This is a genomic window from Pectobacterium nicotianae (assembly GCF_023272715.1).
Classification (GTDB): domain Bacteria; phylum Pseudomonadota; class Gammaproteobacteria; order Enterobacterales; family Enterobacteriaceae; genus Pectobacterium; species Pectobacterium brasiliense.
The window spans coordinates 1358318-1383627 of the sequence record NZ_CP096821.1; the positions used below are offsets into that span (position 1 = coordinate 1358318).

At 47.0% G+C, this 25310-nt stretch carries 26 protein-coding genes; 14 read left to right on the forward strand and 12 right to left on the reverse strand.

All coding sequences use genetic code 11. The features are described from left to right. From MYB54_RS06045 to MYB54_RS06060, 4 genes are read left to right on the forward strand one after another with little or no spacing between them, the layout of a single operon-like run. A complete protein-coding gene (locus MYB54_RS06045) occupies nt 1–1695 on the forward strand; it encodes a hypothetical protein (RefSeq protein WP_248721658.1) in 1695 nt (564 codons plus the stop codon). Beyond that, nucleotides 1695–4241, forward strand: a complete 2547-nt coding sequence (locus MYB54_RS06050) for a hypothetical protein (RefSeq protein WP_248721659.1) — start codon at nt 1695–1697, stop codon at nt 4239–4241. Before MYB54_RS06045 ends, MYB54_RS06050 begins: the two co-directional genes overlap by 1 nt. A gap of 1 nt (nt 4242) precedes the next feature. After that, a complete protein-coding gene (locus tag MYB54_RS06055) occupies nt 4243–4515 on the forward strand; it encodes a hypothetical protein (RefSeq protein ID WP_248721660.1) in 273 nt (90 codons plus the stop codon). Nucleotides 4516–4525: 10 nt separating this feature from the next. Then, nucleotides 4526–4810 carry a hypothetical protein gene (locus MYB54_RS06060; RefSeq protein WP_248721661.1) on the forward strand — a complete coding sequence of 95 codons (285 nt, stop codon included), beginning with the start codon at nt 4526–4528 and terminating at the stop codon, nt 4808–4810. Nucleotides 4811–4854: 44 nt separating this feature from the next. Here the strand turns inward: MYB54_RS06060 and MYB54_RS06065 are convergent, their stop codons facing one another. The 4 genes from MYB54_RS06065 to MYB54_RS06080 all read right to left on the reverse strand — a co-directional run bounded on the left by MYB54_RS06065 (nt 4855) and on the right by MYB54_RS06080 (nt 6835). After that, nucleotides 4855–5493, reverse strand: a complete 639-nt coding sequence (locus MYB54_RS06065; RefSeq protein WP_248721662.1) for a hypothetical protein — start codon at nt 5491–5493, stop codon at nt 4855–4857. A gap of 22 nt (nt 5494–5515) precedes the next feature. Further along, on the reverse strand, nt 5516–5698 hold the full coding sequence (locus MYB54_RS06070) for a DUF1902 domain-containing protein (protein WP_248721663.1): 183 nt from the start codon (nt 5696–5698) through the stop codon (nt 5516–5518). A gap of 179 nt (nt 5699–5877) precedes the next feature. Beyond that, nucleotides 5878–6702, reverse strand: coding sequence for a BRO-N domain-containing protein (locus MYB54_RS06075; protein ID WP_248721664.1), 825 nt, complete (start codon nt 6700–6702; stop codon nt 5878–5880). 22 nt (nt 6703–6724) lie between these two features. Then, nucleotides 6725–6835, reverse strand: coding sequence for an ash family protein (locus tag MYB54_RS06080; protein ID WP_225182175.1), 111 nt, complete (start codon nt 6833–6835; stop codon nt 6725–6727). A 648-nt stretch (nt 6836–7483) separates the two neighbouring features. Here MYB54_RS06080 and MYB54_RS06085 point away from each other — a divergent pair. From MYB54_RS06085 to MYB54_RS06105, 5 genes are all read left to right on the forward strand, one after another. Further along, nucleotides 7484–9919 (forward strand): SGNH/GDSL hydrolase family protein, encoded by a 2436-nt coding sequence (locus tag MYB54_RS06085; protein WP_248721665.1) that lies wholly within the window; start codon nt 7484–7486, stop codon nt 9917–9919. Between the two features lie 99 nt (nt 9920–10018). Beyond that, entirely contained in the window at nt 10019–10429 is a 411-nt protein-coding gene (locus tag MYB54_RS06090; protein ID WP_371928274.1) for a putative holin, read from the forward strand. Next, nucleotides 10416–10700: a phage holin family protein gene (locus MYB54_RS06095; RefSeq protein WP_248721666.1), complete on the forward strand. Its 285-nt coding sequence runs from the start codon at nt 10416–10418 to the stop codon at nt 10698–10700. The genes MYB54_RS06090 and MYB54_RS06095 overlap by 14 nt, the downstream gene beginning before the upstream one ends. Then, complete coding sequence (locus MYB54_RS06100) at nt 10697–11308, forward strand: glycoside hydrolase family 19 protein (RefSeq protein ID WP_248721667.1); 612 nt, start codon at nt 10697–10699, stop codon at nt 11306–11308. The genes MYB54_RS06095 and MYB54_RS06100 overlap by 4 nt, the downstream gene beginning before the upstream one ends. Continuing rightward, nucleotides 11305–11856 carry a DUF2514 domain-containing protein gene (locus MYB54_RS06105; RefSeq protein ID WP_248721668.1) on the forward strand — a complete coding sequence of 184 codons (552 nt, stop codon included), beginning with the start codon at nt 11305–11307 and terminating at the stop codon, nt 11854–11856. Before MYB54_RS06100 ends, MYB54_RS06105 begins: the two co-directional genes overlap by 4 nt. A gap of 255 nt (nt 11857–12111) precedes the next feature. Here the strand turns inward: MYB54_RS06105 and MYB54_RS06110 are convergent, their stop codons facing one another. The 5 genes from MYB54_RS06110 to MYB54_RS06130 all read right to left on the reverse strand — a co-directional run bounded on the left by MYB54_RS06110 (nt 12112) and on the right by MYB54_RS06130 (nt 17072). Further along, complete coding sequence (locus tag MYB54_RS06110; RefSeq protein WP_248721669.1) at nt 12112–13815, reverse strand: hypothetical protein; 1704 nt, start codon at nt 13813–13815, stop codon at nt 12112–12114. Beyond that, nucleotides 13799–15538 carry a hypothetical protein gene (locus tag MYB54_RS06115; RefSeq protein ID WP_248721670.1) on the reverse strand — a complete coding sequence of 580 codons (1740 nt, stop codon included), beginning with the start codon at nt 15536–15538 and terminating at the stop codon, nt 13799–13801. The genes MYB54_RS06110 and MYB54_RS06115 overlap by 17 nt, the downstream gene beginning before the upstream one ends. Nucleotides 15539–15672: 134 nt before the next feature. Next, nucleotides 15673–16509 carry a hypothetical protein gene (locus MYB54_RS06120; protein ID WP_248721671.1) on the reverse strand — a complete coding sequence of 279 codons (837 nt, stop codon included), beginning with the start codon at nt 16507–16509 and terminating at the stop codon, nt 15673–15675. Between the two features lie 31 nt (nt 16510–16540). Beyond that, nucleotides 16541–16759 carry a helix-turn-helix domain-containing protein gene (locus tag MYB54_RS06125; RefSeq protein ID WP_039551504.1) on the reverse strand — a complete coding sequence of 73 codons (219 nt, stop codon included), beginning with the start codon at nt 16757–16759 and terminating at the stop codon, nt 16541–16543. Nucleotides 16760–16841: 82 nt separating this feature from the next. After that, nucleotides 16842–17072 (reverse strand): helix-turn-helix domain-containing protein, encoded by a 231-nt coding sequence (locus tag MYB54_RS06130; protein ID WP_205533248.1) that lies wholly within the window; start codon nt 17070–17072, stop codon nt 16842–16844. A gap of 106 nt (nt 17073–17178) precedes the next feature. On the opposite strand from MYB54_RS06130, the gene MYB54_RS06135 reads away from it, so the two are divergent. Next, the gene (locus MYB54_RS06135; protein WP_010279992.1) at nt 17179–17394 is read left to right on the forward strand and encodes a helix-turn-helix domain-containing protein; all 216 of its coding nucleotides are present in this window, start codon (nt 17179–17181) and stop codon (nt 17392–17394) included. 223 nt (nt 17395–17617) lie between these two features. Here the strand turns inward: MYB54_RS06135 and MYB54_RS06140 are convergent, their stop codons facing one another. Next, nucleotides 17618–18646, reverse strand: coding sequence for a GlxA family transcriptional regulator (locus tag MYB54_RS06140; protein WP_248721672.1), 1029 nt, complete (start codon nt 18644–18646; stop codon nt 17618–17620). Between the two features lie 168 nt (nt 18647–18814). Here MYB54_RS06140 and MYB54_RS06145 point away from each other — a divergent pair, with 168 nt between their 5' ends. Genes MYB54_RS06145 through MYB54_RS06155 form a run of 3 tightly spaced genes read left to right on the forward strand, consistent with a single transcriptional unit; the run spans nt 18815 to nt 20592 of the window. Continuing rightward, nucleotides 18815–19588 (forward strand): alpha/beta fold hydrolase, encoded by a 774-nt coding sequence (locus MYB54_RS06145; RefSeq protein WP_205594267.1) that lies wholly within the window; start codon nt 18815–18817, stop codon nt 19586–19588. A 35-nt stretch (nt 19589–19623) separates the two neighbouring features. Beyond that, entirely contained in the window at nt 19624–20244 is a 621-nt protein-coding gene (locus MYB54_RS06150; RefSeq protein ID WP_205594266.1) for an FMN-dependent NADH-azoreductase, read from the forward strand. A 39-nt stretch (nt 20245–20283) separates the two neighbouring features. Then, nucleotides 20284–20592, forward strand: coding sequence for a YciI family protein (locus MYB54_RS06155; protein ID WP_205594265.1), 309 nt, complete (start codon nt 20284–20286; stop codon nt 20590–20592). 145 nt (nt 20593–20737) lie between these two features. Here MYB54_RS06155 and MYB54_RS06160 read toward each other — a convergent pair whose 3' ends face one another. Then, nucleotides 20738–22783 carry a discoidin domain-containing protein gene (locus tag MYB54_RS06160; RefSeq protein ID WP_248721673.1) on the reverse strand — a complete coding sequence of 682 codons (2046 nt, stop codon included), beginning with the start codon at nt 22781–22783 and terminating at the stop codon, nt 20738–20740. 200 nt (nt 22784–22983) lie between these two features. After that, nucleotides 22984–24114 (reverse strand): linear amide C-N hydrolase, encoded by a 1131-nt coding sequence (locus MYB54_RS06165; RefSeq protein WP_205594264.1) that lies wholly within the window; start codon nt 24112–24114, stop codon nt 22984–22986. A 407-nt stretch (nt 24115–24521) separates the two neighbouring features. Here MYB54_RS06165 and MYB54_RS06170 point away from each other — a divergent pair, with 407 nt between their 5' ends. Further along, nucleotides 24522–25295, forward strand: coding sequence for a DUF3750 domain-containing protein (locus tag MYB54_RS06170; RefSeq protein ID WP_039515516.1), 774 nt, complete (start codon nt 24522–24524; stop codon nt 25293–25295). Nucleotides 25296–25310: the final 15 nt, after the last annotated feature.

The window sequence follows — 25310 nt, forward strand, 5'->3', positions numbered from 1 at the left end:
ATGCCAATTTACACAGCAGACCCCGGTGAGGGGATAAACCAGCCAATCAGTAACGCACCTTCCGGTCTCGGTGAGTCTCTGCTTTCGTCTCTTAAGCAGGGATTCGAAGAGGGGCCGGTGATGTCCGGCGTTCGCTTTGCTCAGGCTGACATGCTGGCTAACGATCCCACGTCATCAATCGTTAGCAAACAGGATGCAGACGCACGCCTTACTGAATATGGCGTTAAAAGCATCAACGTTCCTGCCTCTGGCGTAACTCAGTCATTCCTCGATCACGTCATTGATGAGCGCAAGCAGTTTCTGGCAAAGCAGCAGATCGCGATGGCAGCGCCTACGGGATGGATAGCCACACCGCTAAACTTCACCGCTGGCCTTGCTGGTTCAATGGCTGACCCTGGTAACGTGGCGCTTGCGTTTGTGCCATTTGCTGGAGAAGCGAAAGCAGCCAGTGCGCTCGGTAGATTTGGCGAACGCTTTGTTACGGGCGCAAAAGTTGGCGGAGTCCAGGCAGCAGCTACTGTACCTCTTACCGCGCAGGCAGCGGCGGCATCAGGTGAGGACTTCACCTACGGTAACGCGATGGAAAGCACTTTCTTCAACACGCTGGCGGGTGGATTGATGCATGCTGGTGGTGGGCTTATTGCCGATGCAATTCGATCGCGCAGGGTTACGCCAGCAATAGACGAATCAGCAGCGCCGCCAATAGATGCGCAGCCAGTTCCAACGGTAACGCCTGATACATTGGCGCAAGGGGTGAATATTCCTGATAGTGGAGTTACCGCTGATCTCGCCACGGCGATAGCCAGAGAAGCTGACAGCTACGCGTATAGCCGCGCATACAATGACGTGGTGCCTGATTACTTAGCGCGCCAACAGGAAATGCAGATCGGTCGCGTTGACAATGTGGCTGATCTGCGCTCCGAGCTTGCAGCAAACACTCGCCAAAGCGACGCATTAGATGCCACGTTACAGCAGCGCACATCAGATTATCAAAGCCAACGGATGAAATTTAAGGAAGCGCAAGCGCGGGCAAAGCGTGACATCCAAACGGAGAAGAACGCCATAAGTGCGCGAAATGAAGAGATAAACGAGACACTACAGAGGAACGCAGCGGGAGAACAAGCGCGAGGAAGAGAGTCACTGATCGGTCGTGGTGAAATCCCTGATGATTTATCAGTGTTGATTAACGAGCGAGCTCAGCAAATCAAACAGGGAATGAATATGTCGCCCGTTGCTGGCGCCGTGCGCAGCGCTGCCACTGCCGTTCGTGATGCAGACTGGAGCGTTAACCAGCAAGCTTACCGGGCGGCGTTGGCGCACATGATGGATGGGCGCGCGCCGGATGTTGAAGCGTTTTATGACCTACAAGTGCCAGCGTTGCGTGAGCGCGCAATACAGCGCATTCAAAACCCTGATCCGGTATTCGACCAGGCGGCGCGCCCAGTAAGTGAACGCGCTGATCAGGTTTGGCGTGACGTGCAAAACGCTGATCATGATGTTAACTCAGCAACAGCAGACCTCGAAAACGAGTTCAATATCAGTGATGGCCTAATGAATGACATTGCCACTGATAACCCTGAACTTGCGGCCACAATGCGCGAGAATATCGCCGCTATCCGCGCAGAGGCAAACGACGATACTATGAGCAAAGCATTCCGCGCTTTTGCTTCCTGCATGATTAATCGGGGGATGTAATGGCAAACGAATTCCTTACTCAATGTGAGCGTACTGTAAACGCGGCAGCCGGGCGCAATCTAACAGAAGATGAAATGGCGTCACTTGTTCGTGACATGAACGATACTACCAGTCGCATTCTGGCTGGCAATGAGGCGCTTTCTCTGGAAGAGGCCGCCATGCGCGCCGCAGAGCAGTTATCAAACTCCGATAAGTTGGCAAAGGTTATCGAAGCACGTAACAAGGCAATCAATACCCGTATTGCCGCGCAGCGCTTGGGTGAGTTGCGCACAACCTGGAAGGATCGCCCTGATATTGGCCTTGAGGCAATATTGGTTGGCCGTAACGATGCCCGCACCGGTTCTCGCCGCTCGGTCGCTTCTGAGGTTGCGCAGTTGCGCGGTAAGTATCACGCGGGCATAAACTACGATTTCGACCAGGCTAACCTGGTCAAATTTATCTCCAGCGGGAGTAACGACAGGGAAATCGCTGATGCAATGTGGCGTATCGGGCGCGGAGAGAAAACCGACGGCATGACGCGTCACTCAGTAGCTGCAGCACAGATCATCTCGAAGTGGCAGGAGTCAGCCCGCATTGACGAGAATCGAGCTGGTGCGTGGATCCGTAAAATGCCTGGCTACATCACGCGACAATCGCACGACATTATGAAAATACGTTCTGCCGGTTATGAGGCATGGCGCAACGCTATTCTACCGCGTCTTGATGAAGTGACTTTTGATGGTGTAGCAGACCGTGAGAAATTCCTTGATAACGTTTATCAGGGGCTCGCATCTGGCGTGCACCTCACCACCGAAAAACCGGACTGGATGACTGGCTTTCGTGGTTCACAGAACACGGCGAAAAAGGCCAGTGAAGAGCGCGTGTTGCATTTCAAGGATGGCGTTTCATGGCATGATTATAACCAGCAATTCGGCACTGGCAGCCTGCGTGAAGCCGTATTCGGCGGACTAAACAACGCGGCGCGAACAACGGGGATGATGCGCGTTCTCGGCACCAACCCGCAGAATATGTTCAAGCACCTGACGGACACAATAGAGGATGATCTTAAGAGGTTTGGAACGCCAGCAGCCCGAGCTGATTTTTCTACCAAGGTTCTCAGATTGAACCGCGTCACAATGCCGCAGGTTGACGGTTCGGTAAACATCCCTGGCAGCGTGATGGGGGCTAATGCGTCGGCAATCGTTCGCGGCTGGCTGCGCATGTCTCAGTTGGGTGGAGCGGTGATCTCTTCATTCAATGACGTGCCAATCTCTGCAACGGAAATGCGTTATCAGGGCCAGAACTTCATGGATGCCACCCTGGGTGCGCTGAAAGGCCGATTTACCCGTTACACCAGCGACGAGCAAAAAGAGATCCTGTCATCAATCGGAGTGTACTCCGACACGATGACACAGGAGATTATCAGGCGCGTATCCGGTGATGACACGCTGAATGGCAAGATGGGCCGAGCACAACAGACTTTCTTTAAGTACAATTTGATGAATTTCTGGACAGAATCAGGCCGAAACTCCAACGCCATGATGATCACTAATTGGCTGGCGAAAAACTCAGAAATAAACCATGCAGCACTACCTGAAGATTTACGGCGCGTCCTCGACCTGCACGGCATTGGTGATCGTGAGTGGGAGATATTCCGCAACATGGACATGGCCGACAGCGAAGGCCGCAAGTTTATGACCACCAGCGGAATACGCGGAGTGCCGGAAGATGTGATCGCTGGGTATGTGGAAAGCAAGGGCATGAAGCCAACGGAGCGAGCCATTGCAGAAGCGCGCGATACGCTGGAAGGGCAGTTGCGCGGATACATCCTCGATCGCCTAAATATTGCCATGTCAGAGCCAGGCGAGCGCACTCAGGCACTGATGAAAATGGGCACAGTACCAGGAACCATACCCGGTGAGGCAATTCGCTTTGCTGGACAGTACAAATCTTTCACAGCCAGCTTCATGCAGAATGTGCTGGGGCGCGAGGTGTTTGGGCGCGGCTATACTCCAGCGGGGCTTGGTGAATCTAAAACCGCCTCCCTCACTAATGCGCTATTGAGAAATGGGCAGGGCGCATTCATAGGGGCGGCCAATCTTTTCGTATGGGCTACGCTTTTCGGGTATGTCTCCATGCAAACAAAATTGATGCTCAAGGGGCAGACGCCAAGACCCGCAGACGCAAAGACGTTCCTTGCAGCAGCGGCACAGGGGGGAGGTCTTGGTATTATGGGTGATTTCATGTTCGGCGAAGTTAGCCGCATGGGTGCAGGTGCGGTAACATCACTCATGGGGCCTGCCGCATCAAACGCTGATAAGATAGTTTCTCTTTTCCAAGAAACGACGCGCGGTGATTCAGATCTCGGCGACTGGTATCGAACCGCGCTGGACAATACGCCATTCCTGAACATATTCTGGTTACGCACGGCGATGAATGGATTAATCCTTAATCGCATACAAGACGGCCTAGACCCCGGATCTCTGGAGCGCTATCAGCGCAGAGTTGAACGCGAGCAGGGGAATGAATTTTTAATACCACCATCACAATTTATGCTGGGGAGATAGAATGTTTAATATCAAGGCGTTATCTATTTTTGCTTCAATTATTCTTTTATTCTTCTGCTTTATAGCAATAGTTGATGGAGCAAGGGGTATGAGCAGAGAAGAGCTATCTATTCTTTTATGCTTCTCAGTAGCATCAACGATACTAAATATTATCGTTATAATTAAGAGCAGTAAAAACGAAAGCGACACAGATGGAAGTAAAAATATAATATCACTATGGATTAAAAGAAAGCGCCTTGAGGAAGAGAAAAGAATAAAGGAATTAACAAAATAAGGATAATCATATGCAAGCTATAGGATTCTTGGTTTATATCGCAATTGGCCTTGTTCAACTTCTTGCTACAATGGCGGGGCTTGAATCATGGTGGGGTTTGCATTGGGCAATCGCAGGGCCAGTTGCATTCATCATTGCTTATATCCCATTACTTGGATCAATCGTCGGAATGGTAGGTGCTGTAGATGCATGGGGTTGGGAGTGGTGGCAGGCTGGGGCTTTATTTTTTGGTGGCCTAATCATCACCTTTGTTTTTGGCGGCATGTCGCTGATAGCAGAACGCTTCAACAAATAAGGCCCTCTGGCCTTATAAAAAAAGCCCCTTTGGGGGGGCTTTAGTTATTCTGTCATCGGCAGCTTGAGTTTAGAGATAATAGCTAGTCGGTTTTGGAAGTGATCTAATTGACCCCAAAGCCATGCTTCACCTTGCTCAAGCTCGGTTTCATTTGTCATTTCCCGAATCTCGCAGGTTAGCATGTCGTAGGCATATAAATTCAGACCAAGCGCAAGGGCGTCATACATCCTTGCTTGCCAGAATGACATGCCTTCGTGCGTCTGGTTCCTGTCAGAAACGATGATGTCATAACGTTCTAACAGGTAATTCATGAAGATCGCCCCAGCGAAATCATGAAGCACTGCACGGTGCTTGGGTTTCTGAGTTCTCCACACCAGTATTTGCGTAACTGGCCTGCATTTCAGGTAACTATCTGGCTGAATAATAACTCGATTGTAATACACAACCTCTTCTGTCAGGTCGTTAATCAAAGCCAGCTCGAAGTGAGACTGTGTGATCTTTTCTTTACTTCGATCATCCACCCTCACAATCCTGTATCCAGGGGCCAGAGAAACGCCTTTGACCTCAGTGGTGACATCATTGCCGTTTACCAACTCAGAATAGAGCGCGCGGTTATCTGGAGTTTCGCTAAGATGAGCGAAAATCTCAGTAACCTTTGCTGGGTTCAGTAGTTGCAGTGGCATAATTTTATTCCATTGAGATATTTTAGGTAATGCTATTCAATTCATGCAGTTCTGGAGCGATTTGCCGCGCACGAAATATTAAATCATTGTATGTTGGTGCCTCTGTTACAAGACCAATCTCGTCACAGACGCCAACCCACAGATCTTCTTCGCGGTCATGGGTGACTTTGATTGTATAGGGGCGCGTAAATTTTGGTGCGTTCATTACGACCTCCTCTTAAATCTTTCTTTAAAGCTTTTACCTTACTGGTAAGAGTAATTCTTGCTCAAATTTGAGCAAACTTCAACACCCATATTCAACCACAACGAAAAACTTCTATATGAAAGCTCTTTATGAAATGAGTGCTCATGAAAACAAAGGCCTGAATTCAGGCCTTTGAAATCCTACCCTCGAAACTGTAACGCTTTTACGCCACTTCCTAAAGCTGCGTTCGCTTTCGATAGCAACTGCGCCTCAGTAAACCGATTCGCCTCTGCATCCATTCCGCAAGCTGCACCGATCAGCCACTTTGAGGTGGTGTTCAAGAACCCGGACAGCTGGCCGCGTATGCTCTTGAAAGCCTCAGCTTCGGAGTGCGAAACCTCCGCAGCGTGGCCGCCCTCCAGTTCGTACCGGTGGAACATGTCGAACATAATGAAAGTGTAATAACTGTGACCAACTTCGGCTGGCACTTTATTTTCATTCAGGAACTTGAGGAACAGGAACGCCATAGCCTCGCCAACTTCATAGCCACGGAAGTAACCGCCGACAGCAGGGATCGCCCAATTTGGTGTATCTGAACTGTGATTAATGAAAGGCAGCCGAGCGATATCATCCTTTGCCCGTGGCTTGGGCAGGGATCGCGGTTTGGCTTTTACAGGTGCAATCTCATACTTTCCGGTTTTTCGGATCGCTGGCAGCACTTCACCAGTTACCCATTTGCGAAAGCGGTAGGGGATGGTTCCAGGTGTTACCGCATCACGGCAGCGCAAGATCAGAGTGTATAGGCCGGACTCGGAAATGATTGATACGCGCTGCTTTCCACCAAGGGTGTCAGTTGAACTTACACCCTTCTCATCATCATCAAGAGCTTGTAATGACATGCGTGAGTTTGTTAATTGCAATGCTGCGCATACATCCTTAGCAACGAACCACGGATCATCGCTAACCATAATGACGCGAACTTGTACGGAGGATTCGAAAGAGAATATAGAAGGCTTGGTATTCATAGTGATCACCTTTGTAGAGAGGTTAATCACCACCGGAGGTCTCAATCTCGCTGGTGGTGAAGCGTACAGGGTTGAGACTACCGGCTACAAAGGAACCCGGCCAGCCTTTCGGCTGCCCTGCACGCTCCACCATTGAGGTGTAGCTGTGCTGCGCACATAAAAAAACCGCATAGCGCGGTCGTGCGCCTTTGTAGTATCAGCGGGGTCTCAATCCCGGCACCTGATTTTGCAGGTGCGTGCTCACTATGGCGCGGTGCGATTCGGGTGTCAAATTACCACGCGGGTAATCATTATGCAATTTAGCAACACAATGATTACCATATTTAACGTAATATTATTAATTACAATATGTTGCTCAGGTAATCATTCGCAGCGATTTAATAAAAATAATACGTGATTTCTTACATCACTCTTAAATTTCCTGCTGTGCGTCACAAAATTCTTGATGGCGGTGAGTTCCGCGCGAGGGCCGCTGACGTCGATCCCTTCCCCCTCCAGTTCCGTTAATAGCCGTTCAAGAAAGCAGTCAACAACAAGCCGACCAACTCCCTCATCTGTGTGTACGTCGCTGCTGTAACTTTCGCTTACGGGGTAGCTAAACTGTTTCCTTTTCCTGGTCTTTGTCATAATTGCTTACCCTTAATACTGTTTATTTATACAGTATCACGCTTTGAAATTATATCAATAGTCTGTTTTTGCCTATATGGTGATTACCGTTTTCTATGCTTATATGGTGTATTTTTGGTAATGTGTGTTTGTATACCATACCGGAGCATTCATCATGACCGTTTCGACCGAAATATCGCGCGAAGAGTACACAGGCAACGGCGTTACAACCACCTTCCCGTACCGATTCCGAATCACTAACTCATCTTTCATGCTGGTTAAAACTGCCGACCTTGACGGCAATGAAGCCACGCTGGTTTTAAATACCGATTACACACTTACCGGGGTCAAGGCTTATTCCGGCGGCAACGTAATTTTGACCAATGCATTGCCCAGCGGCTGGCGCATTTTGCTTGAGCGAGACATGCCTCTACTACAGGGAACCGACCTACGCAACCAGGGGACATTCCTGCCGGAAGTTCATGAAGATGCGTTCGACTACATGACCATGCTGATACAGAAAGTATTCAGCCGATTTAATCTGGCATTGCGCCGCCCGTCTTGGATATCTAATCACTACGATGCGCAGGGCTACCAAATATCTAACGTCGGATCTCCAATCTCAGGACAGGATGCGACAAACAAGAATTATGTTGATAGCGTTGCAAGCGGGATAGATAACAGGGCGTTGCGTGTTCTTGATGGCCCGATAACGCCGCTTCCCAACGCCGCTGAGCGCGCAAACAAAGTTCCAGCATTCGACAGTTCCGGCAACCCGCTTGTGATGATACCCGCATCAGGTTCTGCTGCTGATGTCCTGATCCAGTTATCACAATATGACGGTTTCAAAAATGTCGGCGGATCGCATGTGTTCAGAATGACACTGGCTCAAGCAAAATCATTTCCTGCATACGCAGTGAATCAGCGCGTATTCATCACCGATCTCGGCTACCTGTTTAAATTCAATGCTGACCGCAACATCATTCCTGGGCAGCCCGCATCAGCGATCGCAACTGACGACGAACTGCATAAGCTGGTCGCCAGCGGCGGCATGCTTGAGTTTGACGATTACGACAAACTGAGCAGCATTGAGTCGCAAAACTACGCTAAATACCTGTCGCGCCTGCGCACAAATAAATCAATCGGGATGGTGGCTTACGGCGACAGTATCACATGGGGACAACGTCCGGACGGCGGACAGTATCCGCTAAATTACCCCGTTCAGATCGCGCAAACCATGTCTAGCCGCACACAGTGCGCGTGGTCCGCGCAAAACATGGCTTCACCCGGCGATCGCGCGCTGACAAACTACGTGCGAAATATCAATGACGGCACTGCGGGGCATATTTCTACGATCATGCTTGGCGTTAATGACATTAAGGCAGCAACGGACAACGGGAATAACCCCGACGATATCGAAGGCGATACGCTATACGGCGTCAAAAGTTATGCTGTAGTGATGCGAAAATTTATTGCACGCGAACTGTTACGCGGTCGCTGCGTCGTCATCCTCGGGACGACGCAGTGGGTGAGTGGTGCGAATTCATCACCCATGAGCAACATGACCGAATGTTATCTATCACAGACATACGACTCCGCCGCTAACGCGGTAGCTAGTGAGTTTGGTTGTATGTTTGTAGACACAATGCGCGATGTCATTCAACAGTTCGGAATCAGTGAAAGCTGTCATGACGGCATCCACCTTCGTGAAGATTTCCTGCCTATTATCGGCAAGCGCTTTGCGTGCGTATTCATGCAGCAGGACTATAAAAAACCCCGCAAAGTTTCCTCTGGGGATGTGTTTATACCCGGGTTTTTTCAGAATCCTATCTCATCGAATCGAACAATAAATCACAGCTCATTTACTAATGGTTCATCCCCGCCGCTTGGCGGCGGCACAGACAATCCTGAATCGATCGGCGTGATGTTGCCGAATGACGATATTGGCGGCAGTGTAACGTTCGCAATTTACATTGATAAAGATAACGTTGTTGCATTCCCGTCAATAAATTCAAATGGGACGCTGTTCTTTATCGATGTTATCGGTGACGACGGCGCTACACAGCCTGACTATCCGTCTGACGTTGAAATCATTCCTGTTCTTCGTGACCGACAATATATCGTATCCGGTCGATCTATTAGCGGATCAGCACCAAAAAATCGCGCGACTGAAAAATACACAGTTCAGCGTGTGAATGGCTGCTACATGCACTTTACTACGCGCGGCTGGCATATGCTGACGTTCGCCGTCGGTCAGAATGCTGGCGTTGCTGCGGTGGAAGGGGTTGTTTTTGATAGCTGGTCAAATGTTAAAAACAACGACGTGTACGGCGGAGTTTCCGGGACTTTATTCAGGCGAGGTGTCGCAAGTACAATGACCGGTTTTGTAAACGCGTGCACGTCAGAGGCCACTGGAGTTTTTGACGTAGCAATCAGTAATCTTGTGCCTGAAAATTATCGCGTCGAAGTTGAGTACACTGAAGACGCCGCGCTTATTCACCACCGCGTGATATTCAAAGCAGAAAGCTCGTTCCGCATCCAGTTTTATAACGCAGCAGGCGCACTAATCAACCCAACATCATTCAGGGCTACGGTTTTGGGGGGAAGATAAGGCCTATATTTTTTTGCATCAATGATTACCAATAATGCTTATGTGTATTTTTGGTAACCTTTTAAACGCAGCAATGAATCGCTACAAACGAGGTAAACCATGATGCCAGAACCGGTAACAAGTAGTTCCGGTGTAACTCAGGCGCTAGCGGGGACGGCGGTTGCCGCCTTTCTTGCAGGCCTGCCCGCAGAGGTGGTGCTGGGGGCTTTTGCTGGCGCGGTGATCTTCGTCACCTCTGCCACAGAATACCCAATACGCCGTCGCTGTTTCTTCTCACTCATCAGCTTTCTTGCCGGCCTGATCGCCTATAAGCCAGCGGCTACCGTCCTGATGGGCGTAGCGAACGCAATACCCGGCATAACGATGGAATCATTCGAGCGTGGCAGCGTCGATGCCGCAGGCGCTTTCGTGGTTGCCATCGTTGCTGTGAAGCTGGGCCAGGTGATTTACCGCAGGGCAGACAGGCCGGGGAGCTTCTTACAGGGAGGCAGAGACGATGACCATTCATGACGCTTTGCTTATCGCTAATGCCCTGATGTGCGCCGCTATCGCGCTCAGGGTGATGACATTTCAACGGAACGGTGCGCGGCACCGTCTTTGGGGTAATTGGGTGGCCTATGCGGTGATTGTCGTCACCGGATGGATCGCTATCAAAACACTATACGGCGCGCATGTGTCAGTCGAATGGTACGACATCGCATTGCGCGCTTTCCTGCTGGCGGCCGTGATTAAGACGCGCGGCAACGTGGTGCAGATCTTCAAAGTGTCGAGGTCATTATGAATATTGAGCAATTCCGAAACGCGGCAGGGGTTTCCCCGGCGCTGGCCTCTCGCTGGCACCCGCATCTGATCGCTGCTTTTGATGAATTCAATATCAAAACAGCAACAGAGCAGGCCATGTTTATTGCGCAAGTAGGCCATGAGTCTGGCGGATTCTCTCGCATCGTTGAGTCGCTGAACTATACGCCTTCTGCGCTGGTGGCAACATTCGGCAGGCGCGTTACTCAATACCAGGCTGATATGCTCGGACGCACAGCAAAACACGCGGCCAACCAGGAGGCGATCGCTAATCTGGTTTATGCCGATCGGCTCGGAAACAAGGTGCGCGGAGATGGTTGGAAGTATCGCGGGCGGGGATTGATTCAGGTTACCGGGCTGGACAACTACCGGGCGTGCGGCACTGGACTGAAAATGGACTTAGTCACTTCGCCTGAATTACTGGAGCAAGACAGTAACGCCATGCGCTCGGCTGCGTGGTTCTGGTATGTCAATCGGTGCGGGCAGTATGGTTCTGACGTTTCCCGCGTAACGCGCATTATCAATGGTGGCAGCAATGGCATTGACGATCGCCGGAAACGCTTCGAACTGGCGCGGAAGGTGCTTCTATGACCATCATCACTGCAGTCCTAAAACGCTACTGGCAGCCGCTGATTGCCTTCCTGATGGTAGCCGCCGGTTTATGTATGGTTTTTTATGCTGGGCATAACGCAGGCTATCGGCAAGCAGATAATGAATGGTCTGAGAAGTGGGCCAAGCGCGATACATCAGACGCTAACGAGCTTGCATTGCGCATCACTGAGGCGCGCGACGAGGAACAACGCAGACAGAGGATCGCAAATGAAAATCGTAACGACGCACAGAATAAACTGGCAGCCGCTAAAGCTGATGCTGATAATGCCCGCGCTGCTGCTGATAGCCTGCACGCCAAAGCCGAAAGGCTCGCCAAGCGACTGGCAGAAAGTGAACGCGCCCGCAATACCGGAACTACCAGTGGAAGCCAGACAGGAACCGGCGGGGCTATTGTGCTCGCCGAGTTGTTCAGGCGCGCTGACGAACGAGCGGGAGAACTGGCAGAAGCCCTTGACCGATCTCGAATCAGGGGGCTAACCTGTGAGCGAGCGTATGACTCGCTGACGATGAGCACTTCAAACCGCTGACGGTATTATTGACGGTATTGATTTTATTGATAATGCAATCAATATCATTAAATCAATAGGTTATGTTTGCTGTATTTAATTGAGTGGGAATAAGTTTCTAATCAATAGTGTCTGGCACTAATATGGATTAAACCATACCTAAGTCCGCATCATGCGGACTTTTTTTGGCTAGTTATTTATGGTTCGGTCTAGAAGGACGCTTACACCATCATAAAGAGAATCTATATATCTCAGACTTTATCATTTGCTCAGTATTTATTCGGGTGTAGAAAGCCAATCCTCAAGGTAATGGAAAGGGATTGGATATCGGTAGCAACGGCAAGCTGTTAGTATTAATGGAGCCTTCCCTTTATTAACTGCTGACATTTGATTGAATGAGTTAGCATTGCGACACTCTTGCAGGACATGCTCCAATGCTAAGCTTCCATTCATTGGGAAGTTAGTTGATGCGGAACCATGGATATCTGAGTTTGAGTACATACTATGTTCACTGTGTTGATTTGGATACCAATATTGTAACGTGGTGTGTACTAACTTATCTTTAGCAAATTTTTCCAACTCTTGGCTCTCTGAATCTAACCTATATAGAGAGCAGAACACCGTTAACAAGGGATATAAAATACTCCCCTCTGTAACCTTATTCTTATAAGTATTATCTGCCTTGTCTTTATGTCTATGCTCAAGCAATTTTTCGTAAGAGTTATGTATTATCGGATACATGCCATTGGTGACAAAAGAGAACATGCATCTTTCAACTATTTCAGAAAGCCAACTCTTAACAAAGTTGTCGAGATCTGAGTTATTTGAGAGCAAACTTAGCGCTAGGCCAATATCAATTGCTTGCGAGTCTTTATAAGGTTGCAACAGTATAGGATTATTAATAACCAACAGGTTAATTGATTTAGTTACTGCTCTGAGACGTAATCGTAATATTTCTTGTTCTTCACTCTCTCCATCTATTGGCGGAATTGATTCGTAGCTTTTTGATAGTAAGTCTAAAATCCAGTGCCCTTTGACTGATAAACGCCCTAGCACATCAAAGAGCTTAGTATTTACATTAATAGAACAAGGAGAGTGGACTGCATGGGAGAGAGCATATTTATATTCAACATACGGAATTAAACACTGATCAATGTAACAATCAGTAATTTGTTGATATGTATCTAAAATGCTATCAAACGCTTTTGAGGATTTATTTCTTCCTGTGTAATGGTTTTTAACTTTATCCCAACACAATAGTAATGCTCGTTCTGATGAAAGATATGCTGTTTCTAAATTACCACCATCACGACACCATGAAAATAGGACCCATAAGCAAACGTTTAACCGTGTTATAGCCGATGTAACTGAACTTGCATCAGTAGAGTTAGATAGAATCTCATAAATCAATAATGAAAAGTGCTTACTTGAACTCTCTGGCTCTTCTAATAGAGCTAGAGATTTTCTTAGCAAAGCTTGACTGGAACTAGGCAGTAACTCTTCTTTTAATAAATGCTGTTGAATAAGCTCTGATAGCTTATCGCCATTCCATTCTTCAAAAGAAATATTGTTCCGCGTATTCCGTTGCTCATAGCCAGAAACTTCCTGCCTAATTCCTGAGCTAACATCTCCCCCAAAGCATAAACAAATGACTATTGGCTTATCTCTATGCTCGGGAGGTAAGCGACTAGGAATAAATGAGTCCAATATCTCATCTAAAGACGGCCTGAGAGTTTGGTCTGCACTCCCATTCCAAGTTTCACGAGTAAGGTTTCCTGATTTAACGGAGAACAGATAAACTTTTCCTTCTTCTCCATTTATTCGTCCTGCAGCAGCTATATCAACGCCATATTCTTTAACGCCACGTGTTGGTGAGATGAACACATTCATTCCCATACTACTCAGCAAATCTGGTAAAATGGCATCTAATTCGCTTCGCTCTTTCAATGAGGCTAAATATTGTTTAAGAATTAACTTCATTTTTCATTCTCTCAATACGATATACTCGTAAAATGTGATCTAATGACTCTGGATCTAAAATGTTAAGTCTCGGCATTTCAGTAGAGTGAGAGAAAGACTGCATCTCCATCTCTTGTCGTATCTGTTCCCCATTTCCTTGATGTACATAGTAAATTGAAGTATTGCCGTACAATAACCTCTGTGTAGTAAATAGGCTCATCAACGGTGATTTTGGTGCTTCTTCATAAGCTTCCTGCATACTTTTGTCGAAGTTTTTCCAATACGCACTTACATTTTCGCTGGGAGGCATTAACTCTTTTAATCCAGATACCTTCTCGAGGTCAGCATGATAAATATTAAGCTTTCTAATTAAATGCTCACAAAGCTGTTCTTGATTACCTCTTTCAATGCATGATAAGAAGAATCTGTTAAGCTCTCCTGGGTAACTTAAAAGCAAGGGGTCGTACAAAATACGCTCAATTTCTTTGCGTGTAGTCATCGAAGCTGTTTCATAAATGGATAAAATGAAACTTGCAGCTGAAATAGGGCGTGTAAATAACCAACCGACAGCTTTATGAATAGCAAAAACTTGCTTAATCTCATCATCGAGTAATGCCATCTCAGCTTTTAGCTCGATTTCTTCGTCCGTTGCATTATTCAGAATATCTAAAACACTACGACAAAGCGATGGCTCTCCAGAAATAAACCATTTTGTACTAATATTATTAATAAATTCTTTATTTTTTTTCAATAGTTCTGCGGCGAAATAGTCTAAGTTTTGGAAGCTTACACCTACAGACAAAACTGATTCTAATAACTCTATCGCAATCGAATGTGAGTATTTATCAAGCAGCTTAACTAGTACATGATCAATATTATCAATTATTAATTTATTCTCTGGAGATACGTTTTTTAACTTTTTTACCAAAAGTTTTATAACATTTTCAGGAAGTTCTATTACTTGAAAGGCAATAATTCTTGATATTTCATCCTGTACATTTGGAGAGGCATTTTCAATGAGTATATTTAATAATTCTTCAATCTGCTGCCAGTAAGACGGGAATTTTTTTCCAAAGTTAAGTGCTGTTTTTAGGATTGTAATGCAACAATCACTGTCGTGCTCTCTATAGATACTTCCGATGAGAAGTTTCCAAATGGTATTAGCCTGACTTTCATTCACCTTAAGACTACCCAAAGTAAAATAGGCCTGTCTTCTGACAATGTCATTTTTATGATCAATAAAACTTTCCGCTATCTGTATAGCTTCAGCCATATGATCTGAGTGGTACGCAAGGATTGAGCTAGCAATAAATGATGCGTATGTATTTAACTCACTTTGGCCAAGGATAATTTCAATGCTACCTTTGGATCGGCTTATTTCTCGGCTACAAAAGCGCTCATAGGCACTATAGAGTCCACCGATAGCAAAATCTCTTCCACACAGTTGCGTCAGGTGAACTAAGCAATGTATAACATCTTCAACACTTGCCTCTAGTGATGGTAACACATTTTCAAAGGCTCTAAGTATGATAAAAAAATCATACCTACAAGAATTCTTATCAACGTTTTTTACTAGTTCAACAAATTGAATCTCCCCTGAATTGTGAAGTTGTTTTAGTGCCTCCTCTAAGAAATTATCTTCTGAGCTAACTTCTTGAAAATATATATCATTGACCTGAGCTAGTAGATCTTCTGTTGTTTCAGTAGCTGAAAGTAATCTAACTTTTATTTCTTCTAGAGACATTTCATCACCTTTCATTGGGATTTTTTATGAAAAAATAGAATGGCGGATTTATTATAAATTAAGTCAGTAACGTGATTTCCATATTTAATTTCAATCGGTGGTAAAATGTTAATTTTTTCTTTGGTATAATAATTTTACTTTTTATTAATATACCTTCTTGTCCACTCTTGAGTTAGTTCATCAAGTCTTTTAGGGTTGATTCCAATTCGTAAAACACGTCTTCGATATTCTGCATGCATAAGAAAATGCATCAGAAATAAACCTCTAATTATAGATGTGGAGCTATTTAAGCGGAGAAATTCCTTTATTAATCTTTTTCTGTTATTTGAGCCAGAGTTTATCTTCGCATTTGCAGCGCTTTTTAGATCGTCAGGCGGTAAATCTTCAAGGCGTGCAGCCTCTGCCCAAAGTAAATCTATGAATATTAAACATCTTCGTCGGATTCCATCGTGACAAATAAGCCATGTTTGGACTTCATTTCTGATATTATTATGGCATGTTCTTATATGGTCAGGACCTATTCTTCCATAATTAGATAATATGTCTACTCTATCTAGTAAAGAACGTAATGCAACACTGTGTCGTAAGAATTCAGTTCCGAAAATAGGGTAGATTTCTTGAACCTTTAGCTGACCCTGTAGTATTTTTAAACACACATCGCTTATAGTTCCACAAGTATTTCTAACTGAATTTAATGCCCATATAGTTGGAGAGTGAGCTTCATATTCTAAGGTTAATTTGTTAAGTTTTTTTATTTTTTTTGAGTTCGCTACTTGATAATAACTATCTAATGACCTTCCTAGATATACAAGATTCGCCCAGTCATTTTCTTTGTCTGACCATCTTTTTCTATATTCTTCTACCCAATCTAGACGCTGTTGCTGTCTTTGTCCTATTAATATAGCTACTTGGGCCGACCCTACTGCAACTAGTAATCCAGTTGATAAAGCCGTAAATGTGACGTTATCCATATTTCCCTCATGAGATGCTTTATCGTATATACTAAATATCGAAAAGAATTCTCAATTCTATTCCCAATCCATCAGCAATAACCCCAATCACTTCCAGCGTCGGATTTCTCACGCCACGCTCAATGCCGCTGATATAGGTGCGATCTAATCCGCACTTATCTGCGAAGGCTTCTTGTGAAAGTCCTGCTTGTAAGCGGAGTGTTTTTACTCGTTGTCCGAAGCGGACTGTGATGTCTTTTGATCTTTCCATGCGGATAAGCATTATCTTTTGTTGCTTATCCGACCACGGACGATGAGTCACAATTGATTGTATAACCAACAAAATCGTGATGTTAGTTAGGATCGTTGAAAGCGAATAGGTGCTTCAGAGTGGTGTGCAATCCGTTAGCGATGATGTGGAGAATTTCCAGAGTGGGGTTCCTGATGCCTCGCTCGATACCGCTGATGTAGGTACGATCCAGACCACATTTTTCAGCAAAAGCTTCTTGAGACAGACCCGCTTGCAATCTGAGCGTCTTTACACGTTGTCCTAGCAGGACTTTCACTGAGTCTGATGTTTTCATGTGACTAGCATTGAATTTTGATGTTTATCAGTCCACGGACTATTAGTCACATTCGTTAGATTTTGTGCTACTATTGTGACTTATAGTCAACATGAGGAGCAATGGAATGAATCACACTGACTGGCACCCGGCGGATATCATCGCGGGATTACGGAAGAAAGGGACAACGCTGGCGGCGGTTTCCAGAGCGGCGGGGCTGGCATCATCCACGCTGGCGAATGCGCTCACCAGGCACTGGCCGAAAGGCGAACGACTAATTGCCGAAGCGATGGGGAAAAGGCCGGAAGAGATTTGGCCGTCGCGTTATTCAGGCGTGAAATGAGGGCAGGGAGTAGGGGAAATAAGCGAGAAAGCGCCATTCATCGATGGCGCTTTTTCATGTAAGTCGTAAGTCCTATCGTGCAATGAAATCATGCAAACACGACTTTAACGCTACCCGGTGTGCGGCGCGGCTTCCCTACAACGATCTGTATATCGCGTGCCCAGTTTAGTCCGGTATCTCGTCATGTTGGTTGGTATAACCGATGTTGGCAAATGCCATCACCTTAATCACCCTCCTCATTACCCAACGCGCTCGGTTTATTATTCCTCAACAGCGCCCATTTTCTGAACTGGGTCGGTGTCATCTCCATCTGCTGGGAAAAGGCGCGTCTGAACGCGGTGTCTTCACTGTAACCGCATTCGGCGGCAACCTGCTTGATATTGGTCATCGGGTTTTCAAGCAGCAGGCAGGCCATTTCGATCCTGACGCGGGTAATAAAGTTTTTCGGGCTTTCCGCCGTGAGTTCTTTGAGTTTGCGGTGCAGCGTTCGGTCGCTGAAATTCAGGGCGCTGGCTAATTCTTCTGCGGTGATTGACGGGTTTTCGTAGCGGATGAGCTGTTCAGCGCGCAGCAGCAAGGGGTGTACGGTATTAATGAACCCCTGCGGAGCGTAAATACGTTGAGAAAGAGGTTGGCTATCCGCCACGGCGATATCTGCCGCCAATTTTGCGATCTTAGGCCCGCCGCTGCGGCGAATAATATGCAGAGCAAGCTCGACCCAGGATAATGGCCCGCCGGTGGTAATGATGCCATCTTGCTCTTCCAGCGCTTTGCCCCAGACCGGTTTTGCCTTCGGGTATTTCTGCTTGAAGGTGTGGTAGAGCCACCAGGTCGTGGTGCAAAACCGGCCATCCAGCAGCCCGGCTTCGGCCAGAATAAAGCCCCCTGCACAGGCACCGCCTATCAGCGAGCCCTGACGATATTGCTCTCTGAGCCAAATGGCGGATTCATTAACGGATGACATCGACAGTGGTAATTTATCGGGCCCGAGCATCATTCCGGTCGCCAGTACGACATCCGATTTGCCCACTGCGTCAAACGAGCTATCTACGTGAATCAGTCTGCCCTGAGCATCGCGCACTGGCTTCCCATCTATACTGACAATGGACGTTTCAAAAGAGAGCGACGACGCGGAAGGGGAGGCGCTGTCCGGCTGCGTAATCAGCGTCTGATTGACCATCCAGAATATATCGGAAAGCCCGGATATGGCCGACTGCATACTGCCCGGCAGCGCCAGAATAGAGATGTGCATAGTGGCCTGTCCTGTTAAATAGCATTTGGCGAGTTTTGCATGAACTATGTCAAGTTTGCCACCTTACCACAAGCATCAACCACGATTAAAATTCAACCATTCGCCCCCAGAAGCGATGTGTCGCGTCGGGGAAACTGGCGATGGTATCAACCTGTTTAAGGAGAACGTATGGCGCATTATCGTATGAAATGGCTTGGGCACCTGGCTATCGCGTTAGGTCTGGTGCTGTCTGCCAGCGTTCACAACGTTGCGGAGGCAGCAAAAATTAACAATATCGTTTTAGTCCACGGTGCCTTTGCCGATGGTTCCAGCTGGTCTGCCGTCACGACCCGACTACAGGAAATGGGATACCACGTAACTGCGGTGCAAAACCCGCTTACCTCTTTAGCGGATGACGTTGAAGCGACGGATCGCGTGCTGCAAAGGCAGCAGGGTGATGTGCTGCTGGTCGGGCATTCATGGGCGGGGGCTGTTGTGACGCAGGCCGGCAATGATCCTAAGGTTCGCGGCATCGTCTACTTATCTGCCCTGGTCCCAGACAGCGGGGAATCTGTTTCTGATTTATTGCAGCGCCTGAAAGCGCCGATGGAAGGCATGTCACCGGATGCTAATGGCCTGGTTTGGCTGGATAACCCTGAGCAATATCGTGAGGTTATGGCGGGCGATGTGCCACTGAAGAAAGCGCAGGAGTTGGCTGCGGCGCAGCAGCCGATTGCGGCAAAAGCATTTGGCGATCGCGTTCAGAAAGCAGCGTGGAAAGCTAAACCGACCTGGTATTTGCTGACGGAGAATGACAAGGCATTAAATCCATCTATTCAGAAAGAAATCGCGAGCCATATCGGCGCAAAGACACGCTCTATTGCCTCCAGCCATATGTCTCTGGTGTCACACCCGGAAGCTGTTGCGGATTTTATTGATAGCGCGGCTAAAGCAGTTAAATAAGTGAGCTTTGAAACTCAAATGTAGGAGAGGTCATTGTGAAAATTTTACATATAGACTCCAGTATTCTTGAGAACGGTTCCGTTTCCCGACAGGTTTCTGCTGACGTGGTGAATGAGTTAGTCAAACAACATCCTGATGCCGTCGTCTCTTACCGGGATGTGGTTAAGGATGAAATTCGTCACCTAACCGGGCCCATTGCCGCAGGGTTTCGCCAAATTGCATCCTCCTCGGTAGATGATGCCACGCTGCGTGAACACCACTTGTCTGATTCATTGGTCGCGGAATTTCTGGAGAATGACGTGATTGTCATCGGCGCGCCGATGTATAACTTTTCCGTCTCGAGCCAACTGAAATCGTGGCTGGATCGGCTTGCGCAGGCTGGCAAGACCTTTAAATATACGGAAAAAGGCCCGGTAGGTTTATCTGGGGGAAGAACGGTTATTGTGGTTTCTTCCCGTGGTGGTTTCTATACCACACCGCCTTTTTTAGATATGGATTTTCAGGAGCGCTATCTTCAGGGTTTTTTCCGGTTTCTTGGTATTACCGATATTCATTTCGTCCGTGCGGAAGGGGCTTCAAAAGGGGATGAAATCAAAAATCGTGAAATACAAAATGCGAAGTCCTCTATCCATTCTGTGATTACATCCATAGCGTAAACAATATATAGCCGATCAATAATCATTGAGGTAGCAATCATGCTCTATGCCATTACGCTGTATTACACCAGCCCGAAAGATGAACTTGAAAAGAGTATTGACGCACACAAAAAATGGCTGGCTGATAATATTAAAAAGGGAAATGTTATTTTTGCCGGCCCGCTGGAAGATGGCACGGGTGGATTTATTTTAGCCTACGGGTTAGATCTTTCGGATATGGAAGACATTCTGGCTGACGATCCGTTTATCAATCTAGGATTAGTTAAAACAGAGATAAAGGCAATCGAACCAGGAATCTGTTCGAGCCATTTCTATAGCGAATGGGCCGGGCATGCTAAGGTGCTGTAATATAGTGTTAGAATTATAATGGAATCTGGCTATTTTACTCCTGTACTAAAATACGATGGATCTAATGGCAGTTATTCGGAATTATTCTAATGTAAATCTAATAAAAAAGCCGCTGAAATAGCGGCTTAAAAATATAACTGAATGATTATGGGTGTTGATAAGCGAGTTTGTAATTCCCAGCGGTCACTGTGCGGAATATGATGCTATTACTATTCCAACGAATTTCTACTTCGGCTGGCGTTTGCAATTTCCAGGATGAAGCATTATCGACATTTAATGTCAGTTTATCGATGGAAGAAACATCGACTGCTGGATCGGTGACATCCAATGCAAAGGCAAAGGCGATACGGTCTGGTACATTATTTGTTGAAGCAAAAAGTTGTCCCCATTGTGCCGCTGTTACTGCATTTAAAGCGGCTGGCATCATGCCACTCTGAATTAATGCAGTTGCACCCGTCGTATCGGCAGAGAGCGAGCCAATAGATAGCCATGCTGCACCATCCCATGTGAACCAATCGTTCAGATCGCGTGAGACTGCGACGCGAACTTTGCCTGCATTAGTTTGTACCGCCGTTAATGTTGCAGAATTAATTTTCGCCCATGCGCTGGCAGACATCAGTTCTTTGGGTAACACGATTTGTGGGAAAGGAATATATGTCGTTTTTACCTTCAGTTTTTCATTTGAAACGATTTTGACCGGCGCGGTCAGCGCTGTCCCGGACGTCGGGAATTTATCCAGGTTGAAAACACCATACTGATCAATTTTTTCTTTGGTTAATTCACCTGGGATTTCTGATAATACACCGTTGGTTACCCCGTAATATTTACTGTTTGAGTGAATCACAAACCGACCAATCGGGGAAAATAAATTTAGCTCGGCCAGCGTAGTAAATGGCTGGCTTCCATTTTTGGCCGTAATCAGCAACCGATAGCTTTTATAGGTGACGGTTGTGCCAAGCTTATAGCTTCTTTTACTTCCGGGATTATTGTCTGCGCTGTCTGTAACCTCGTGTAGGGTATCCCATGTTCCGCCGTTGTCATTGCTTCCCTGAAATTTCCAGGATTTGGGGTTGCCTAATTCATTTCTTGAACGGTTAACCATCTGATAGCTGAGAACCGATTTTTCTTCTGGAAGATCGATCCGCAACCAGTGCGGGTTCGCCACAGACGGGAGCCACTGATTATCGGTACTCCAGCAGTCTGGCCATTCTCCGATATTGTCTTTTCCATCGAAAGCGACATAAGGGTGAAAGGCTGCGGTAGAGACCGCAAAATTGGAGGCGCTTGCGATATAACCGGTAGGCGCTGTGTCCGATGTCATGGCCGGAATAATAGACGTGCTGGTCTCTGGGGCGATCGAAAGAAATTCCCCATCAGCTTGTATTTCAGCGCTGTGGAAACTTCCATCTTGTTGTAACTCGTACGTATCACCAGTAAAGGGGGTCACAGAGCCGTTAAATTTTACTGCGCTCGTACTGTTATAGTTAAGTTTGCTGGCGCTATCGAAGTCATCTACCAGATAGGTTTGATTGCTTGTGCCTTTTTCTTCTTTCAGTGCATATGCGTCATACGCGTAGGATGTCTGAGAGCTAATGTTGAATAAATGATTTTCACCTGCTGCTGCGCCCGCTTTATTAACAACGGTATACCCTCCGTTACCTGAACCGCTGCTGGCCGTCGCGCTGATTACCGTTTTGCCATTAGAGGCATTGTGGTTTAACGTTACGCCACTTCCAGCTTCAAGTGAGTCAGCAATCAGCTGTTTGGTTTTCTGCGTATAGTCCGTGATATCTGATGTTGTATGGGTATGTACTGCAGCCGCTGCACCCATTTGAGCGGGAGTCGGTGAAAAATCTCCGCTACCGAGCAAAGATTGTCCAAAAAGCGTCCGAATATTCGTGCCAGAAATTAATGCAGATTGCTTTGCATTCCAGACGGACTTTTCATCAGGTGTGACAAACTTTCTTGTTGCCGTCTCTGTGATCTCATCTGCTGTGTAATCGCCTGGTTGTGCTGTTACGACACCCGTACGCCCGAATACGGAGGAAACGCCAGAAAGGTTTGGATTCGGTTCGCACTGGCTGTTTGTATTGCAACACGTGTGGTGATCAACGTTGATTGGTGGATGAACGGTACAGGTTGATTTTCCGGTACTGTCACACACGTTAATTTCGATATTGAAGTTTTTCATGGATTTTATTACCCCGTTGGTTAATTTCGTGATAATTATCCTTTATTTAATGAATGGGGTATTTTAAAGCGGTTTACTAAATAGTTTATTGGCATGTTCAATCTGTGAGCGTTTGGGGGGATAACGCAAAAGCGCCATGGGATCATGGCGCTTTAATATCATCGTGGAATAAGCAGCGTATCGAAAAATAGCTTCCCGATTTATAGCCCAGCGAATTTAAACGGTGCAGCGGGTTTAAAGTTCTCGGAAGCCTGACCAGAATAAATGGTGCTTTGGTTTGGCCCTAAATCTAACTTGCTGGCGTTATTTCCACGCGGCGAAAAGTCGATTTTTTTCAAATCAACCCAAAAGATATTAGGCGATACGGCAGATTCAAAAAAGTACTGTAGCGATTTATGGTCGACAACGGTGCGCCAGCGCGTTGAGGCAATATTCGGCATATCTGGCAAGGAATAGCCATAGGGAACAGATGCATTACGTATAATACTGAATGCGGCGGCTAAGTCCGCTTTATCTTTTTCTATTTTACTTTTTTCCGCTACCCCTGGAATGAGTTTATTGGGGGCAACATTATTCACATAGAATGAGGCGCGGACAAAGCGATCGGCGGCGCGGTTCGTTCCCGGCAGCATTACATTGCCACCTATCTGATCCCAATAAGCATTCAGCGTTAACTGCTGATCGAACGTCGGAGAATTGGTCATCACCTGATAGTCCTTGTTATGGTGAATGACCTGTTTGCCGTCGATATATTCAATAATTGCGCTGTCGCCGGATGAATCAGATAAGGAGAGGTGAAGCGTTGCCTTTCTATCCTGATGCGGTAAGTCTTTTGTGACCAGTATAAATTTTCCCTCTTTCAGCGCCTTCACCGCTTCATCGACGGTAGCAAAATTATCCAGTACATATTGTGCCCACGCAGCGACGCTCAAGCCTGGTTTTTGTGCCGTCGGTGCGGTTTTAGGATATTTAGATTCCGCCAGCCAGAGTACGTTGGCCGCCAACCCTTTTTCATTCACGCCATCGGTTGTGGAGGCCATATTTGGGTTACTGTCGAAAGCAGAGGCAATGACACTGCCGTATTTTGATGTCCACTCCAGAGAATGCTCACCTGCGGCACCAGAACGCTTTAATTCTCGTGGGAAAATCCAGAGGTTGGTCTCGGTATCCTCGGCCCAGTCCATTGAACGGGCCGTAATAGGGTAATCAGGGTTCTGTACGTCCTTATAAACGAATCGCGTACAGGCGAGTGAAACCGCTGAGCCTAGCGTTAATGCTGCTAATGACAGTGCGCATACCGTAGACTTAAGGCGCTTATTATTTCTTATCATTTAATTTCTCCATTTTTATTCTCAGAGGGGTAATTTAATAATATTACCGCTGATTATAGTCAGTGATTCATTTATGGGAGGTGGTGGATCTAAAAATAAATATGACGATGCATGCTGATTAGTTTATTTATTATTATTCAATGGGAATGTGTTTTTTGATGGTTCGTTTATTTTATGTTGATTTTCAATCAAGCTCGCACTGTAACGAACGTTGAATGAATACGCCCTGAGTAAGTTGTCGTCGTACCCACACAACGTAAAAATAGGTCAACATTTCACCCAATGCTTTAACCTTACCGCCAACTGGCAGTAAACTGGCCGCATGATTTTTTGACCGATTTTCACTGTGGGGCTCGCCCGCAGGCGTATCGATTCTGTTCCACCTTTTTCAGTGAGCTATCTGGCCTATGACGTACCTCAAATTCTTGGGGATTGGGTTTATTTGTGTGCTGTTGTTGTCTTTTTGGCAAAGCTGGGCGCAGTCAACGCGTAATGGCGAAACGTTTAATGGGCAAAGCTGGTGGTCTGCCAAACGTGATTCTTCCGGCTTAGCGCCGAACCCTGTGCAATTTCGCCAGACTGCCATCGTGCAGGTTTATGCTGCGCCGACTTATGGCTGGCGCGGGTTGGTGGCGGTACATCCGTGGATCATTTTCAAGAAAGCGGGGGAAACTCAATATCGCCGCTATGAAGTCGTGAGCTGGGGGAGCGATAACGTCGTCCGTCTTAACCGTTCGGTGGCGGATGCGTATTGGTATGGCGCGAAACCGAAGCTGCTGGTGGAGCACCGTGGCGACAAGGCGGAAGCCATGATCCCGCAGATTGAGGCTGCGATCAAAAGCTATCCGTGGCCGAATACCTACCACGCCTGGCCGGGGCCGAACAGCAATACATTTCTGGCGCACATTGGCCGCGAAGTGCCCGCGCTCAAGCTGGACATGCCCGCTAATGCCATTGGCAAAGATTACCGCCCGATCACGCGACCGGTTGGGCTGTCGCCGTCGGGAAGCGGTGTGCAGATTTCGCTGCTAGGCGTGTTGGGTATCACGATGGGTCTTGAAGAGGGGATCGAGGCCAACATTCTGGGACTGAACATGGGCGTGGATATGAACCCGCCCGCGCTGCGCTTACCCTTTGTTGGCCGTCTCGGTTATGAAAAAACGGGCAGTGAAGAAGGCTGAGGGTAGCGCTTCACC

Coding starts and splice junctions, on each gene's coding strand:
- MYB54_RS06045 (WP_248721658.1), top strand. CDS start 1: ATGCCAATTTACACAGCAGACCCCGGTGAGGGGATAAACCAGCCAATC.
- MYB54_RS06050 (WP_248721659.1), top strand. CDS start 1,695: ATGGCAAACGAATTCCTTACTCAATGTGAGCGTACTGTAAACGCGGCA.
- MYB54_RS06055 (WP_248721660.1), top strand. CDS start 4,243: ATGTTTAATATCAAGGCGTTATCTATTTTTGCTTCAATTATTCTTTTA.
- MYB54_RS06060 (WP_248721661.1), top strand. CDS start 4,526: ATGCAAGCTATAGGATTCTTGGTTTATATCGCAATTGGCCTTGTTCAA.
- MYB54_RS06065 (WP_248721662.1), bottom strand. CDS start 5,493: ATGCCACTGCAACTACTGAACCCAGCAAAGGTTACTGAGATTTTCGCT.
- MYB54_RS06070 (WP_248721663.1), bottom strand. CDS start 5,698: ATGAACGCACCAAAATTTACGCGCCCCTATACAATCAAAGTCACCCAT.
- MYB54_RS06075 (WP_248721664.1), bottom strand. CDS start 6,702: ATGAATACCAAGCCTTCTATATTCTCTTTCGAATCCTCCGTACAAGTT.
- MYB54_RS06080 (WP_225182175.1), bottom strand. CDS start 6,835: ATGGTGGAGCGTGCAGGGCAGCCGAAAGGCTGGCCGGGTTCCTTTGTA.
- MYB54_RS06085 (WP_248721665.1), top strand. CDS start 7,484: ATGACCGTTTCGACCGAAATATCGCGCGAAGAGTACACAGGCAACGGC.
- MYB54_RS06090 (WP_371928274.1), top strand. CDS start 10,019: ATGATGCCAGAACCGGTAACAAGTAGTTCCGGTGTAACTCAGGCGCTA.
- MYB54_RS06095 (WP_248721666.1), top strand. CDS start 10,416: ATGACCATTCATGACGCTTTGCTTATCGCTAATGCCCTGATGTGCGCC.
- MYB54_RS06100 (WP_248721667.1), top strand. CDS start 10,697: ATGAATATTGAGCAATTCCGAAACGCGGCAGGGGTTTCCCCGGCGCTG.
- MYB54_RS06105 (WP_248721668.1), top strand. CDS start 11,305: ATGACCATCATCACTGCAGTCCTAAAACGCTACTGGCAGCCGCTGATT.
- MYB54_RS06110 (WP_248721669.1), bottom strand. CDS start 13,815: ATGAAGTTAATTCTTAAACAATATTTAGCCTCATTGAAAGAGCGAAGC.
- MYB54_RS06115 (WP_248721670.1), bottom strand. CDS start 15,538: ATGTCTCTAGAAGAAATAAAAGTTAGATTACTTTCAGCTACTGAAACA.
- MYB54_RS06120 (WP_248721671.1), bottom strand. CDS start 16,509: ATGGATAACGTCACATTTACGGCTTTATCAACTGGATTACTAGTTGCA.
- MYB54_RS06125 (WP_039551504.1), bottom strand. CDS start 16,759: ATGGAAAGATCAAAAGACATCACAGTCCGCTTCGGACAACGAGTAAAA.
- MYB54_RS06130 (WP_205533248.1), bottom strand. CDS start 17,072: ATGAAAACATCAGACTCAGTGAAAGTCCTGCTAGGACAACGTGTAAAG.
- MYB54_RS06135 (WP_010279992.1), top strand. CDS start 17,179: ATGAATCACACTGACTGGCACCCGGCGGATATCATCGCGGGATTACGG.
- MYB54_RS06140 (WP_248721672.1), bottom strand. CDS start 18,646: ATGCACATCTCTATTCTGGCGCTGCCGGGCAGTATGCAGTCGGCCATA.
- MYB54_RS06145 (WP_205594267.1), top strand. CDS start 18,815: ATGGCGCATTATCGTATGAAATGGCTTGGGCACCTGGCTATCGCGTTA.
- MYB54_RS06155 (WP_205594265.1), top strand. CDS start 20,284: ATGCTCTATGCCATTACGCTGTATTACACCAGCCCGAAAGATGAACTT.
- MYB54_RS06160 (WP_248721673.1), bottom strand. CDS start 22,783: ATGAAAAACTTCAATATCGAAATTAACGTGTGTGACAGTACCGGAAAA.
- MYB54_RS06165 (WP_205594264.1), bottom strand. CDS start 24,114: ATGATAAGAAATAATAAGCGCCTTAAGTCTACGGTATGCGCACTGTCA.
- MYB54_RS06170 (WP_039515516.1), top strand. CDS start 24,522: ATGACGTACCTCAAATTCTTGGGGATTGGGTTTATTTGTGTGCTGTTG.